Source organism: Streptomyces sp. NBC_00322 (assembly GCF_036147535.1).
In the GTDB taxonomy this organism is placed as follows: Bacteria; Actinomycetota; Actinomycetes; order Streptomycetales; family Streptomycetaceae; genus Streptomyces.
Map to the genome: position 1 here is coordinate 4,013,590 of NZ_CP108019.1, position 14,563 is coordinate 4,028,152.

The window sequence follows — 14,563 nt, forward strand, 5'->3', positions numbered from 1 at the left end:
GGGGCGGGGGCCGCGGGTCGTGGGCCCAACCTCCCCGGCCCTCGAACGCCGGACGGGCTTGATGGGCGCACCCGGCGCCACGGGTGGAAACGGCGTCCAGGGGGCGTCGTGCCCGCGGCGCGAAGCTGCCGCGGGCGGGGGACCCTCTCTCAGCCCGACGGCGACGGCGGCGTCTCCTCCTGGGACGGCGGCGGGTCGGACGGGGCCGTCTCCGACGAGGAGGGCTCCGTGGGCGGAGGGTCCGACGGGGGCGGGGTCGGATCCGAAGGGGCCGGCGTCGGGTCTGTCGGCGTCGGGGTCGGGTCCGACGGGGTTGGCGTCGGGTCTGTGGGCGTAGGGGTCGGCGTGGGCGTCGGGTGCGAAGAGGGCGGCGTCGGGGTCGCGCCGTAGCCGTCGATCTCCAGGACCGCTCCCGACGGGTCCACCCCCACCCGCGCACTCCACGGCCCCGCAGGCTCCCGCCCGTGATCCACGGTCACGTAGATCGTGACCGATTCGCCCGGACGCAGCGTCCCCGAGGAGCGGCTCACGTACAGCCAGGGCGCGTCCGTCCACAAGGACCAGGCCACCGGGGACCCGCCCGACGCGTTGAGCGTGATGCGGGTCGTGTCGCCCGCGGGCTCCGCCTCGACCGTGATGCGGCCGGGGCCCGGGACGCCGGGGCGGGCCGGTGGCGACGAGGCGCCCGCGCTGATGACCTCGACCGAGACGTCGGGCGAGCGCATGCCCGCCGTGAACCTCGGGTCCGGTTCCGCGCGCGCGTTGCCCGCGTTCTCGTAGTAGTCGTACGGCTCGCCGTCGAGCCCGCCGGGACCGTCCGCCTCGCTCGCGGTGACCGAGGACCCGTTGCGCCCCTCCCCCGTCTGCGGCGCGTCGCGGTACGCCGCCCACAGCGCGAGCACCGGCGCCGCGACGACGGTCGCCACGACCGTGGTCGTCACGGCGCGTGCCCGCAGCCGGTCACGCCGGGCCGCGTGGTCCTTGGGGTCGAGGGGGAAGCCGTCGGGGCCGAAGCGCGGCGCGCCCGCGCGGGCCCGCGGCACGTGCAGCATGGCGATGTACGCGGCGGCCCGCGGCGCCTCGACCAGGGGCAGCGCGGCCGGGGTGACACTGGACCCCGGCCAGGGGCCGCCCGCACCGGCTCGCTCGGCGGCGCGGCGGCAGCGCGGGCAGTCGTCGACGTGCCGGACGAGTTCCTGGCGCAGCGCGGCGGAGAGCAGGACCCGGTGGTCGTCGGTGAGCCGGGCGACGGCCGGGCAGTTGCCGGTCTCGACGACGGCGAGCGCGGCCCGGGTGCGCTCGACCTCGCACGCGGCCGCGGCCAGCAGTTCGCGCGCCGCGAGTGCGTCGAGGCCGAGGACCGAGGCGACTTCGGATGCCCCGAGTCCGTGCCGTACGGCGAGTTCGAGGGCCTCGCGCTGTTCGGGTGTTGTGCCGGCCGCCTCGGGCCAGGCCAGCAGCGCCAGTTCGCCGCGGCGGCGCTCGGCGACGTCCTCACAGACCCGCGGGGCCTCGTCCGGGACGGCGGGCCGCGTCGGCCGACCGGTGTGCGCCCCCTGCCGCCTGCGCCGCTGTTCGGCCAGTCGGCGCAGACAGGCCCAGCGCGCGAGCGCGTACAGCCATGCCTTCCGCTCGGCCTCGCCCGAAGGGCAACGCCCGTAATGGCGCTCGGCGATGGCGAGTACGTCGCCGAGCAGCGCGGTCGCGGCGTCGTGGTCGCAGAGCACGGAGAGGCAGTAGGTGAACAGGCCGTCGAGGTAGGGCTCATAACGCGCGGGCGGCTGTTGTGCGGAGGGGCGGGGCGCACGCCGGTGCCCCCGGTGTGCGCCGGTGATGTGGATCGGTGGCTCCAGCCTGCTGCTCGTCACGCCGTGACCGTAGGCGCTGAATCACATCCCCTTCGTACCCCTTGAACACTTTTAATCCTTACGGGTGAACACTTCGCTCGAAGGGGGACAGGAATCGTTAATTCCACCCCTACCGGTCCGCCCTGCGGCGATGACAGGCCGCGGGAGACCTCGTTGTCAGTGGTCCCCTATACGGTTCCTGCATGGCTGCCCGTACGAAATCCGCGAAGGACCGGCCGTCCTACCGCTGCACCGACTGCGGCTGGACGACCGCCAAGTGGCTCGGCCGCTGCCCTGAATGCCAGGCCTGGGGCACTGTCGAGGAGTACGGCGCACCCGCTGTCCGTACGACCGCCGCCGGGCGCGTCTCCACCGCCGCGCTCCCCATCGGCCAGGTCGACGGCCGGCAGGCGACCGCCCGCTCCACCGGTGTGGCCGAGCTGGACCGCGTCCTCGGCGGCGGCCTGGTGCCGGGAGCCGTCGTGCTGCTGGCGGGCGAGCCGGGCGTCGGCAAGTCCACACTGCTCCTCGACGTAGCCGCCAAGGCCGCGAGCGACGATCACCCCACCCTGTACGTCACCGGCGAGGAGTCCGCGAGCCAGGTCCGCCTGCGAGCCGACCGGATCAACGCGCTGCACGACCACCTGTATCTCGCCGCCGAGACCGATCTCTCCGCCGTCCTCGGCCACTTGGACGCGGTCAAGCCCTCGCTGCTGATCCTCGACTCCGTACAGACCGTCGCATCGCCCGAGATCGACGGGGCGCCCGGCGGCATGGCCCAGGTCCGCGAGGTCGCGGGCGCGCTGATCCGCGCCTCCAAGGAGCGCGGCATGTCCACGCTCCTTGTCGGCCATGTCACCAAGGACGGCGCGATCGCCGGACCGCGGCTCCTCGAACATCTGGTGGACGTCGTGCTGTCCTTCGAGGGCGACCGGCACGCCCGCCTCCGTCTCGTACGAGGCGTCAAGAACCGCTACGGCGCGACGGACGAGGTCGGCTGCTTCGAACTGCACGACGAGGGCATCACCGGCCTCGCCGACCCCTCGGGCCTCTTCCTCACCCGCCGCGCGGAGGCCGTCCCGGGCACCTGCCTGACGGTCACCCTCGAAGGCCGCCGCCCTCTCGTCGCCGAGGTGCAGGCGCTGACCGTCGACTCGCAGATCCCCTCGCCCCGGCGCACGACCTCGGGTCTGGAGACCTCACGTGTCTCGATGATGCTGGCCGTACTGGAACAGCGCGGCCGGATCACCGCGCTGGGCAAGCGCGACATCTACAGCGCGACGGTCGGCGGTGTGAAGCTCTCCGAGCCCGCGGCGGACCTCGCGATCGCGCTCGCCCTGGCGTCGGCGGCGAGCGACACCCCGCTGCCCAAGAATCTGGTCGCGATCGGCGAGGTGGGCCTCGCGGGCGAGGTCAGAAGGGTGACGGGCGTCCAGCGAAGGCTCGCCGAGGCGCACCGGCTCGGCTTCACGCATGCCCTTGTCCCCACCGATCCGGGCAAGATCCCTGCGGGCATGAAGGTCACGGAAGTGGCCGACATGGGGGACGCTCTCAGAGTGCTCCCGCGCGGTCGCCGGACGGCTCCCGACAACGGTTCCGAAGGGCGTCCCGAAAGGGCTTCCGAAAGGGGTCAGTAGACCGCCGCGGGGAAAGAGCGCACCGAGGCCCCACGGACGGGCGACGCGCGCCGGTAGACTTTGCCCTGGTCTCGCCCATCCGTACGAGCCGGAGGAGTGCAGTGGCAGCCAAGGACGGGGCAGGTGCACCCGGAAAGTCCGGCGGAGGCTCCGGCAACGAAGCACTGATCCGCGCCGCACTGAGCGCGGTCGCGCCCGGGCAGGCCCTCCGCGACGGCCTCGAGCGGATCCTCCGCGGCAACACCGGAGGCCTGATCGTCCTCGGCATGGACAAAACGGTCGAATCCATGTGCACCGGCGGCTTCGTGCTGGACGTGGAGTTCACCGCGACCAGGCTGCGCGAGCTGTGCAAGCTGGACGGCGCGCTCATCCTCGACAAGGACATCAGCAAGATCCACCGGGCCGGTGTGCAACTGGTCCCGGACGCGTCCATCCCCACCGAGGAGACGGGCACCCGCCACCGCACGGCGGACCGGGTCTCGCGCCAGTGCGGCTTCCCCGTCGTATCCGTCTCCCAGTCGATGCGCCTGATCGCGCTGTACGTGGACGGGGAGCGGCGGGTCCTTGAGGAGTCGGCCGCGATCCTCTCCCGCGCGAACCAGGCGCTCGCGACCCTTGAGCGCTACAAACTCCGCCTCGACGAGGTCGCGGGCACGCTCTCCGCGCTGGAGATCGAGGACCTGGTGACGGTCCGCGACGTGACGGCGGTGGCTCAGCGCCTGGAGATGGTGCGCCGGATCGCGACCGAGATCGCCGAGTACGTGGTGGAGTTGGGCACCGACGGCCGCCTTCTCTCGCTGCAGCTGGACGAGTTGATCGCGGGCGTCGAGCCGGAGCGGGAGCTGGTCGTACGCGACTACGTGCCGGAGCCGACGGCGAAGCGGTCGCGCACGGTGGACGAGGCGCTTGCCGAGCTGAACGACCTCACCCACACCGAACTGCTCGAACTGCCCATAGTGGCAAGGGCGTTGGGCTACAGCGGCTCACCCGAGACGCTCGACTCCGCGGTCTCGCCGCGCGGTTACCGTCTGCTGGCGAAGGTGCCGCGGCTGCCGGGCGCGATCATCGAGCGGCTCGTCGAGCACTTCGGCGGTCTGCAGAAGCTGCTGGCGGCGAGCGTCGACGATCTGCAGACGGTCGACGGCGTGGGCGAGGCGCGGGCACGGAGCGTGCGCGAGGGCCTGTCGCGGCTGGCGGAGTCCTCGATCCTCGAGCGGTACGTGTGAGTTCTTTGTCCTCGATCGCCGGACAGGCTGGATCTTCCAGCCTGTCCGGCGATTGAGGACAAACTCCGACCGCCGGCCGGCCCCGGCTCCGGCTCAGTCCTTTTCGAGGCGGAACGACGCCGGCAGCACCGTCACTCCCGGGAACGCCGCCTCCACCAGATACGTGCCCGGACCCACCGCCCCCGCGGGCGGCGTGGCGCACTGCGGCGCGCTCCGCTTGCGGTCCCACTCCACGGTGTGCGTGATGCTCGCCTTCGCCGGGACCCTCAGCAGCAGACTCCCCGCCGCCCGCGGGCAGTCCTTCGACGACCACACCGCGTCGTCCTCGTGGTCGGTGACGGTGAGCACGGCCGCCTTGGGCCCGAAGTCCGCCTTGCACGTCGTCGCCGACGAGTTGGAGGCGACCAGCTGGAACGCGGGCTTCTCCCCCGGCCCGTAGGCGACTTCGACGCTGCGCAGGGTCAACTTCAGTGCGCCCGGGGCGCAGTCGGGCAGGCTGGAGCCGGCCGGGACCTGCTGGCCGCCGGCGCCGCCATTGGCCGCGCCGCCCGCTGCGTCGTCGCCGTTCTTGCCCGCGGTGGCGCCACCGTCGCCGCCCGCGCCGTCGCCCGTACCGCCGTCGTCACCGCTGCCGTCGCTGCCGCCGGTTTCGCCCGACTCGTCGCGCCCGCCCGGCTGTTCACTGATCGCGGTGCCGGACTGCGAGGGTCCGGGGGTGATGGTGCGGGCGGGTGTCGAGCCGTTGGCGCTGTCGCCGTCGCCCTTGTCTCCGCTGCCACCGCCGGAACTGACGACCCATACGGTCAGCATCGCGAGCAGCGCGATCAACGAAGCCGCGACTGCCCTCCGTCGCCAGTAGATGGAGGAGGGGAGCGGCCCGATCGGATTGCGCAGAGATCCCACGGCCCAAACTCTACGAGAGTTCCGGGCCAACTCCGGCCCCACCCGCCGCCGGACTTCCAAGTTCTGCGGATCATCATCCCGGGCGGCACCGCCCTGTCCGCATTCCGGTCACCGAGAGAAGGCGACAGCTTCACGGAGCGTATGCAGCATCGGCTCCCCGGGACGTGTCAGGATCGGAGTGATGACTGAAACCACCACAGACCCTGCCCCGGCTGACGCGGCGGCCCTCCACGCCCCCGTCATCGCCTGGTTCGACGAGCACGCACGCGATCTGCCCTGGCGCCGCCCCGAGGCCGGCGCCTGGGGTGTGATGGTCAGCGAGTTCATGTTGCAGCAGACCCCGGTCAACCGGGTGCTGCCCGTGTACGAGCAGTGGCTGGCCCGCTGGCCGCGTCCTGCCGATCTCGCGGCCGATGCGCCCGGCGAGGCGGTCCGCGCCTGGGGGCGGCTCGGCTATCCGCGCCGTGCGCTGCGCCTGCACGGGGCCGCGCAGGCGATAGCGGATCGGCACGGCGGCGATGTGCCCAGCGACCACGCCCAGTTGCTCGCGCTGCCGGGTATCGGGGAGTACACGGCGGCCGCGGTGGCCTCGTTCGCGTACGGACAGCGCCATGCCGTCCTCGACACCAACGTCCGCCGGGTCTTCGCCCGCGCGGCGAGCGGCATCCAGTACCCGCCGACCGCGACGACCGCGGCCGAGCGCAAGCTGGCACGGGCACTGCTGCCCGACGACGAGGAGACCGCCGCCCGCTGGGCAGCGGCCTCCATGGAGCTGGGCGCGCTGGTGTGCACCGCGAAGAACGAGGACTGCGCGCGCTGCCCGATCGCCGAGCGGTGCGCCTGGCGGCTGGCCGGTAAGCCCGCCCACCAGGGGCCCGCGCGCCGCGCCCAGACCTACGCGGGCACGGACCGCCAGGTGCGCGGCAGGCTCCTGGCCGTGCTGCGCGAGGCCGTGGTGCCGGTGCCCCAGTCGGCGCTGGACGCGGTCTGGCACGAGCCGGTGCAGCGGGCCCGGGCGCTGGACGGACTGGTCGCGGACGGCCTTGTCGAGCCGCTGGAGAACGGCGTCTACCGCCTCCCTCAGAACTGACCCCGAGCGGGCGCAGAGCAGACACGGAGCAGACACAGAGCCGGCGCGGAAAGCCGTACCCTCGGCCAAGGTCCGCAACGCGCCCGGGGGCCGTTTCCCACCCGAACCATGCCTGAAACCTCTCTTGTTACACAACCGATGGATGGCCGTGCGCCCTCCGACGGCTGGACCGCACAGCCCCGTGACAACACCTCCGTAGCTTCACTGGCGTAAGGGAACGGCAGTTGCTTGTCACGGGGATTCACGGGGACGGAGGCGGTTGAAATGGCGCACGGCGAGGTGCTCGAATTCGAAGAGTACGTACGCAACCGGCAGGAGGCTCTGCTGAGAAGCGCCCGGCGTCTCGTACCCGACCCGATCGACGCCCAGGACCTGCTGCAGACCGCTCTGGTCCGCACCTACGGCCGCTGGGACGGCATCGCCGACAAGTCGCTGGCCGACGCCTACCTCCGCCGCGTGATGATCAATACGCGTACGGAGTGGTGGCGGGCCCGCAAGCTCGACGAGGTACCGACCGAGCAGCTCCCGGACGCGAGCGTCGAGGACGGCAGTGAACAGCGTGCGGACCGCGCCCTGTTGATGGACGTACTGAAGGTGCTGGCTCCCAAGCAGCGCAGCGTCGTCGTGCTGCGACACTGGGAGCAGATGAGCACCGAAGAGACAGCTGCCGCGCTGGGCATGTCGGCCGGTACGGTGAAGAGCACGCTGCACCGGGCCCTTGCCCGGCTCCGCCAGGAGCTGGAGAGCCGGGACCTGGACGCCCGCGCCCTTGAGCGCGGCGAACTGCGGCGTGAGCGTGAGCTCGACGAACGGGGGCAGGAGCGGTGCGCGGCCTGAGAGTCAGAGGCGGCAACAAAAGCCTGGCGGTGAGCGGCGCGGCGATGGCCGGGCTCGCCGCCGTAGGCGTGTTCACTGTCGCCTGCTCCTCGGGCGGCACCGGGCTCCAGGACGAGGGCGCGGCTCATGCCGACGTGGCCACCAAGACCACCCCCTCGCCCAATGCGAGCCCCACGAGCGGTGCGCAGAAGACCGAGGGCACGAACCCGGTAAAGCTGATCATGAGTGACCCCAAGGTCAGCGAGCGGGTCAAGGCCGACCTCAAGCCGTGCGCCCGGGACTCCTACCCGGTGGACACGTCCTATGGAAACCTCACCGGCGGGACCAAGCCGGATGTGGTCGTCAACGTCCTGACGTGCGGCGACGCGGTTGGCATGGGCACGTATGTGTACCGTGACAACGGCGAGAGGTACGAGAATGTCTTCGCAGCCGAGGAGCCCGCGGTGTACGCCGCGATCGACCGGGGCGACCTGGTGGTGACCAAGCAGGTGTACGCCAAGGGTGATCAGGGCGCCGAGCCGTCGGGCGAGGAAGTGACCACGTGGCACTGGGCGGGCGGGAAGTTCGTCCAGCAGTACTGGGTACGCAACGAATTCAGCAGAGCGGTCGGCGAGGGCGAGGCAGTCGTCCCCGAACCGTCATCGACGAGCGAGAACTGAGAGAACAGCGGGATGGCCGAGACCCATGTCCTGTTCGTGGAGGACGACGACGTCATCCGCGAGGCGACCCAGCTGGCGCTGGAGCGCGACGGCTTCAGGGTCACCGCGATGCCCGACGGGCTGCAGGGCCTCGACGCGTTCCGGGCGAACCGTCCGGACATCGCGCTGCTCGATGTGATGGTGCCGGGCCTTGACGGCGTGAGTCTGTGCCGCCGTATCCGGGACGAGTCGACCGTGCCGGTGATCATGCTGTCGGCGCGAGCCGACTCCATCGATGTGGTGCTCGGCCTGGAGGCCGGCGCCGACGACTACGTCACCAAGCCCTTCGACGGCGCGGTGCTGGTCGCCCGCATCCGCGCGGTCCTGCGCCGCTTCGGCCACGCGGGCGGGGCGGCGGGCGGCGAGTCGGGCCCCGCGGGCCAGGAGGCGCAGGATGCGCTGCTGGTCTTCGGCGATCTGGAGATCGACACGGAGGGCATGGAAGTGCGCAAGGCCAGTGAGCCGGTGGCGCTGACGCCGACGGAGATGCGGCTGCTGCTGGAGTTCTCCTCCACGCCCGGCACCGTGCTCTCCCGCGACAAGCTGCTGGAGCGGGTCTGGGACTATGGCTGGGGCGGCGACACCCGGGTCGTGGACGTCCATGTCCAGCGGCTGCGCACCAAGATCGGACAGGACCGGATCGAGACGGTCCGCGGCTTCGGTTACAAGCTCAAGGCATGAGGCGGCTCGTACTGCGCACCGGCGTCCGATGGAAGATCAGCATCGCGATCGCAGGGGTGGGCGCACTGATCGCCGTGGCGCTGAGTCTTGTCGTGCACAACGCAGCCCGCGTCTCGATGCTGGACAACGCGCGCGACGTCCAGATGAAACAGGTGCTGCTCGCGCAGCGCTGGTACGAGACGTCCAAGAACAAGGACAAGGACCCCCGCTTCAACACCAAGATCAATGACCCCACGCTGCCCAAGTCGCTCCAGAAGCTGATGGGGGAGAAGCGGCGCGGCAGTTACGTCGACGAGAGCCACGGCAGCACCCCCGACATCTGGGCCGCCGTCCCCCTCTCCAACGGCGATGTGCTCTCCCTGCACAGCCAGTTCACCGGACGCAGCGCCACCGTCCTGAACGACCTCGACCGGGCGCTGATCATCGGCTCGGTCTCGGTGGTGTTCGGCGGCTGCGCGCTCGGCGTGCTGATCGGCGGACAGCTCTCGCGCAGACTGCGCAAGGCCGCTGCGGCCGCCCGCAATGTCGCGCAGGGCAATACGGACGTACGGGTCAGGCACGCCATCAGTGGTGTCGTACGCGACGAGACCGACGATCTCGCCCGTGCCGTCGACGCCCTGACCGACGCGCTGAACGATCGCCTCGAGGCGGAGCGCCGCGTCACCGCGGACATCGCGCACGAACTGCGCACCCCCGTCACCGGGCTGCTCACGGCCGCCGAGCTGTTGCCGCCCGGCCGCCCCAGCGAGCTCGTACGGGACCGGGCGCAGGCCATGCGGACACTGGTCGAGGATGTCCTGGAGGTGGCCAGGCTCGACAGCGCGTCGGAGCGGGCCGAACTCCAGGAGATCGCGCTCGGCGAGTTCGTCAGCCGCCGGATCACGGCACTGAATCCGGACGTGGTGGTCCGGGTCGTGCACGAGTCGTGGGTCAGCACCGATCCGCGCCGCCTCGAACGCATCCTGCTCAATCTGCTGACCAACGCCGCCAAGTACGGAAAGCCGCCGATCGAGGTCACCGTCGAGGGCCGCGTGGTGCGGGTCCGCGACCACGGTCCCGGCTATCCCGGGGCGCTGCTGCGCGAAGGCCCGAGCCGCTTCCGTACGGGCGCCAGCGACCGGGCGGGCACCGGCCACGGCCTGGGTCTGACGATCGCGGCGGGCCAGGCGCGCGTCCTCGGCGCACGGCTGACCTTCCGCAATGCCGCGCCGGAAGGGATGCAGACGCCGCTGGGCGAGTCGGGCGGCGCGATCGCGGTGCTGTGGCTGCCCGAGCACGCGCCGACGAACACCGGCAGCTTCCCGATGATGCCGCTCCCGGACTAACCGCGCCCTGCGCTAACGGGCCCAGTCCTGGTCGAGGTCGAGGCCACCCTCGCGCCGCTGCGTGAAGGAGAACCAGTTGCCCGAGTCGTCGCGCAGGATCGCCTCCGTGCCGTACGGACGCTCCTGCGGCGCCTGCAGGAACTCCACGCCGCGCGCTTTGAGCTTCTCGTAGTCCCCGTGGACGTCGTCGGTGGTCAGCACCCCGGCGCCCATGACGCCCTTGCTGATGAGCGTCTTCATCGCCGCGGCCGCCTCCGGGTCCATCGCGGGCGCGCCAGGCACCATCAGCGTCAGCTCCACGTCCGGCTGGTTCTTGGCTCCGACGGTCAGCCAGCGCATCCCGCCGTCGCCCATGGTCATGTCGGTACGGACCTCAAGACCGAGCTTCTCGGTGTAGAACTCCTTGGCACGGTCCTGGTCCAGGACCCAGACCGTGGAAATGGCAAGACCCTTGATCATGAGGTGCTCCTCGGTTCGGTGCGTCGAGCGGGGTGGTCCCTGCCCGTGGTGTCACCGTAGGCAGCGCGCACGTCAGCCGGCTTCTCCAGAATTGCTCTGTCGGTCCGGACCCTGCTTCGCGGGGAAGCCGCCCGCCCACAGCAGGGCATAACACCCGGGTATCAGCGCGGCCCCGCGCCCCACGTGCCGGGCGCGGTACTCGCTCGGTGTCAGCCCGGTCTGCTTCTTGAACCGGGTCGAGAAGGTGCCGAGGCTGCTGAAGCCGACCAGTGTGCAGATCTCGGTGACGGACAGATCCGCCGAGCGCAGCAGCTCCTCGGCCCGCTCTATGCGCCTGCAGGACAGGTACTGGCCGGGCGTCTGCCCGTACACCGCCTTGAAGGCGCGCACGAAGTGATACCGCGAATACCCGGCATGGGCGGCCACCGCGTCCAGGTCGAGCGGCTCGGCCCAGTCGCGGTCCATGGCGTCCTTGGCGAGGCGCAGCTGCCGCAGATGGGCCAGGCGCGCCGGCGCCGCAGTGGTGCTTTCCACATGTCCGATGCTGGCACGCACCACTGACAACGGCCCCCGGCGTGCACACCGGGGGCCGTCGGCCAGGCATTCTGCGGGGTTCGGGCGCGGTCAGACCCTCTCGGTGACCTTCTCGCCACCAGCGTCCGCACTCTCCTCCGCGTCCGCACTCTGCTCGGCGTCCGCGCTCGGTTCCGCGGCCGGCGCCGGGGCCGCCCCGCGCAGCGGTACCTCCTTGACGAAGAACGCCGCCAGGAAGCCGATCACCGCGACCGCCGCCCCCAGCAGGAAGGCCGCGTGGGTGCCGGACGACACCGCGAACTCGTACGCCTCCCTCACCGGGTCCGGCAGCTTCGCCAGGCTCGCGGCGTCCAGCTGCGCGGAACGCTCGGTGATCGCCGAGCCGCCCTTGGCAGCCATCTCGTCCTGCACCCGGCTGGTGAACAGCGCGCCCATGATCGCGACCCCGAAGGAGCTGCCGAGCGTACGGAAGAGGGTGGCACCGGATGACGCGACGCCCATGTCCTTCAGCTCCACGCTGTTCTGCGCGACCAGCATGGTGATCTGCATCAGGAAGCCCATGCCCGCGCCGAGCACCGCCATGTAGAGGCCGGAGGTCAGCCGCGAGGTCTCGGTGTCCATCGTCGAGAGCAGGTACAGGCCGACCATCATCAGCCCGCCGCCGATGATCGGGAAGAGCCGGTACCTACCGGTGCTGGTGGTGACCCGGCCCGCGATCATCGAGACGACGAGCATCGACATCAGCATCGGAAGCAGCAGCAGGCCGGAGTTGGTCGCTGACGCGCCCTGGACCGACTGCTGGTACAGCGGCAGGAAGAGCACCGCGCCGAACATCACGAAACCGGTCAGGAAGCCGATCACCGACATGAGGGAGAAGTTGCGGCTGCGGAAGATGTGCAGCGGCATGATCGGTTCGGCGGCCTTGGTCTCGACGAAGAAGAAGCCGGTGAGCGCGGCCACACCGATCGCGATGAGCTCCATGATCACGGCCGAGTCCCAGGCGTACTCCGTACCGCCCCAGGTGGTCACGAGCACGATCGAGGTGATGCCCACGGTCAGCAGCCCGGCGCCCAGATAGTCGATGCGCGCCTTGGTCCGTTCCTTCTTCGGCAGGTGGAGCACCGCGGTGACCATGGCGAGCGCGACGGCACCGAGCGGCAGGTTGATGTAGAAGCTCCAGCGCCAGCCGAGGTGGTCGGTGATGGTGCCGCCGACCAGCGGTCCGCCGATCATCGCGACGGCCATGACGGCCGCCATCATGCCCTGGTACTTGCCGCGCTCCCGCGGCGGAACCAGATCGCCGATGATCGCCATGACCCCGACCATCAGACCGCCCGCGCCCAGACCCTGGATGGCGCGGAAGCCGATGAGCTGGCCCATGTCCTGGGCCATGCCGCTGAGTGCCGAGCCGATCAGGAAGAGCACGATGGAGGTGAGGAAGGTGCCCTTGCGGCCGTACATGTCGCCGAGCTTGCCCCAGATCGGGGTGGAGGCGGCGGTGGCCAGGGTGTACGCGGTGACGACCCAGGAGAGATGCTCCAGGCCGCCGAGCTCACCGACGATCGTCGGCATCGCGGTGCCGACGATCATGTTGTCGAGCATGGCCAGCAGCATGGCGATCATGAGGGCGAGAATCACGACCCGGACGCTGCGCGCCTGAGGCTGAGCCTCCTGCTGCGCCTGTGGCTGTTGATTCGCCTGTTGCTGCCCCGGCGCCTCGGCGCTCGGCTTTTTCTTGTCTCCCGATATACCGGCCATCGTTCCCACTCCCCGACACTTACTTGCCGCCCGGCTAGCTGACTACACTGGGAAGGTAGACCCGCAACTAGCCGGGCGTCAAGTAAGTTTTCAGGAGAGCCCCATGGCCAGAGGCAACACCCGCCAGCGCATTCAGGACGTGGCCCTGGAGCTCTTCGCCGAGCAGGGCTACGACAAGACGTCACTGCGCGAGATCGCAGAGGCCCTCGACGTCACCAAGGCCGCGCTGTACTACCACTTCAAGACCAAGGAAGACATCCTGATCAGCCTCTTCCAGGACCTGACGAGGCCGATGGACGAGCTGATCGAGTGGGCGCAGACGCAGCCGCACACGCTGGAGACGAAGAAGGAGATCCTGCGCCGTTACAGCGAGGCACTGCTCGGCGCGGCCCCGCTCTTCCGCTTCATGCAGGAGAACCAGGCGACGCTGCGCGATCTGAGCATCGGCGAGACCTTCAAGGACCGGATGCTGGCGATGGTAGAGCTGATCAAGGAGCCCGGGGCGGCGCTGCCCGACCAGGTCCGCTGCTTCAGCGCGCTCTTCACGATGCACGCCGGGATGTTCCTGCTCAAGGACGTCGAAGGCGACCCGGAGGACAAGCGCTCGGCCGTCCTCGAGGTCGCCATCGATCTCGTGAGCCAGGCTCACGGCGTCAAGGGCTGACGCGCTGCGGCGTCAGGGTCGGCGCATCGGGCTCGGCTCGGCCGGCTCGGTACGTCCGGCTCGGTGCGTCAGATGGAGACGCCCTCGGCGCGCAGGAAGGCCATGGGGTTGATCGCGGAGCCGTAGTTCGGGGTCGTACGGATCTCGAAGTGCAGGTGCGGGCCGGAGGTGTTACCGGTGTTGCCCGAGCGGGCGATCGCCTGGCCGGTCTTCACGTGCTTGCCGACGAACACGTTGATCTTCGAGAGGTGGGCGTACTGCGAGTACGTGCCGTTGGCGTGCTTGATCACAATGGCGTTGCCGTACGCGGAACCGTCGCCGCCGCCGTTCGGGCCGGCCTTCACGACGACACCGCCGTGGGTGGCCTTGACCAGGGTGCCGACCGGAACGGCGAAGTCCTGGCCGGAGTGCTTGTGGGACCACATGGCGCCGCCCTGGTTGAAGCTCGCGGTCAGCGTGTAGCGGGCGACCGGCTTGACCCAGCCGACCTTCTTGGCGGCCTTGGCCTTGGCGGCCTTCGCGGCAGCGGCCTTCACCGCGGCAGCCTTCGCAGCCTTGGCCTTCGCGGCGGCCTTGAGGGCCTTCGCGTTGGCGGCGGCCTTGGCGGCTGCGGCAGCCTTCGCCGTTGCGGCGGCCTTGGCAGTTGCGGCGGCCTTGGCCTGCACGTTGGCCTGGACGGCCACGGCGGCGGCGGGAGTCGTGACTGCCGCCTTGCCCGCAGTTGCGGAGGCGACACCGGCACCGGCTCCGACGACCATCACGGCGCCGAGTCCGGCGGCCACGACGGTGCCACGGTTACGGAGCACGGACGGGCGGAGACGGGGGTTGATGACGCGCTTCGACATACGGGAGAACCTCCGGGCATGAATGGACCCGGCGCGCTGGCACCGGGCTGGCCATCCCT

14 protein-coding genes are annotated in these 14,563 nt (G+C 70.7%); 8 read left to right on the forward strand and 6 right to left on the reverse strand.

Translation table 11 applies throughout. From position 1 onward, the window contains the following. Positions 1-149: 149 nt before the first annotated feature. A complete protein-coding gene (locus OG905_RS18105; RefSeq protein WP_328672908.1) occupies positions 150-1,868 on the reverse strand; it encodes a BACON domain-containing protein in 1,719 nt (572 codons plus the stop codon). A 182-nt stretch (positions 1,869-2,050) separates the two neighbouring features. On the opposite strand from OG905_RS18105, the gene radA reads away from it, so the two are divergent. Then, positions 2,051-3,484 (forward strand): DNA repair protein RadA, encoded by a 1,434-nt coding sequence (radA, locus tag OG905_RS18110; protein ID WP_328672910.1) that lies wholly within the window; start codon positions 2,051-2,053, stop codon positions 3,482-3,484. Positions 3,485-3,585: 101 nt separating this feature from the next. Continuing rightward, positions 3,586-4,710: a DNA integrity scanning diadenylate cyclase DisA gene (disA, locus tag OG905_RS18115; RefSeq protein ID WP_266479620.1), complete on the forward strand. Its 1,125-nt coding sequence runs from the start codon at positions 3,586-3,588 to the stop codon at positions 4,708-4,710. Positions 4,711-4,803: 93 nt separating this feature from the next. Here the strand turns inward: disA and OG905_RS18120 are convergent, their stop codons facing one another. After that, positions 4,804-5,613, reverse strand: coding sequence for a hypothetical protein (locus tag OG905_RS18120; protein ID WP_328672914.1), 810 nt, complete (start codon positions 5,611-5,613; stop codon positions 4,804-4,806). A 172-nt stretch (positions 5,614-5,785) separates the two neighbouring features. On the opposite strand from OG905_RS18120, the gene OG905_RS18125 reads away from it, so the two are divergent. From OG905_RS18125 to cseC, 5 genes are all read left to right on the forward strand, one after another. Continuing rightward, entirely contained in the window at positions 5,786-6,703 is a 918-nt protein-coding gene (locus OG905_RS18125; protein ID WP_443044075.1) for an A/G-specific adenine glycosylase, read from the forward strand. A 264-nt stretch (positions 6,704-6,967) separates the two neighbouring features. Beyond that, positions 6,968-7,540 (forward strand): SigE family RNA polymerase sigma factor, encoded by a 573-nt coding sequence (locus OG905_RS18130; RefSeq protein ID WP_328672918.1) that lies wholly within the window; start codon positions 6,968-6,970, stop codon positions 7,538-7,540. Then, positions 7,528-8,199: a hypothetical protein gene (locus tag OG905_RS18135; protein WP_328672921.1), complete on the forward strand. Its 672-nt coding sequence runs from the start codon at positions 7,528-7,530 to the stop codon at positions 8,197-8,199. Before OG905_RS18130 ends, OG905_RS18135 begins: the two co-directional genes overlap by 13 nt. 12 nt (positions 8,200-8,211) lie before the next feature. After that, a complete protein-coding gene (gene cseB, locus OG905_RS18140) occupies positions 8,212-8,919 on the forward strand; it encodes a two-component system response regulator CseB (protein ID WP_328672923.1) in 708 nt (235 codons plus the stop codon). Further along, positions 8,916-10,244, forward strand: a complete 1,329-nt coding sequence (gene cseC, locus OG905_RS18145) for a two-component system sensor histidine kinase CseC (RefSeq protein ID WP_328672925.1) — start codon at positions 8,916-8,918, stop codon at positions 10,242-10,244. Before cseB ends, cseC begins: the two co-directional genes overlap by 4 nt. 12 nt (positions 10,245-10,256) lie before the next feature. Here the strand turns inward: cseC and OG905_RS18150 are convergent, their stop codons facing one another. The 3 genes from OG905_RS18150 to OG905_RS18160 all read right to left on the reverse strand — a co-directional run bounded on the left by OG905_RS18150 (position 10,257) and on the right by OG905_RS18160 (position 12,995). After that, positions 10,257-10,703: a VOC family protein gene (locus tag OG905_RS18150; protein WP_328672927.1), complete on the reverse strand. Its 447-nt coding sequence runs from the start codon at positions 10,701-10,703 to the stop codon at positions 10,257-10,259. Between the two features lie 72 nt (positions 10,704-10,775). After that, positions 10,776-11,168, reverse strand: a complete 393-nt coding sequence (locus OG905_RS18155) for a helix-turn-helix transcriptional regulator (RefSeq protein WP_328682425.1) — start codon at positions 11,166-11,168, stop codon at positions 10,776-10,778. 159 nt (positions 11,169-11,327) lie between these two features. Next, positions 11,328-12,995: an MDR family MFS transporter gene (locus tag OG905_RS18160; protein ID WP_328672928.1), complete on the reverse strand. Its 1,668-nt coding sequence runs from the start codon at positions 12,993-12,995 to the stop codon at positions 11,328-11,330. A 103-nt stretch (positions 12,996-13,098) separates the two neighbouring features. Here OG905_RS18160 and OG905_RS18165 point away from each other — a divergent pair, with 103 nt between their 5' ends. Next, the gene (locus OG905_RS18165) at positions 13,099-13,659 is read left to right on the forward strand and encodes a TetR/AcrR family transcriptional regulator (protein WP_328672930.1); all 561 of its coding nucleotides are present in this window, start codon (positions 13,099-13,101) and stop codon (positions 13,657-13,659) included. 68 nt (positions 13,660-13,727) lie between these two features. Here the strand turns inward: OG905_RS18165 and OG905_RS18170 are convergent, their stop codons facing one another. Next, positions 13,728-14,504 carry a M23 family metallopeptidase gene (locus tag OG905_RS18170; RefSeq protein WP_328672933.1) on the reverse strand — a complete coding sequence of 259 codons (777 nt, stop codon included), beginning with the start codon at positions 14,502-14,504 and terminating at the stop codon, positions 13,728-13,730. Positions 14,505-14,563 lie beyond the last annotated feature (59 nt).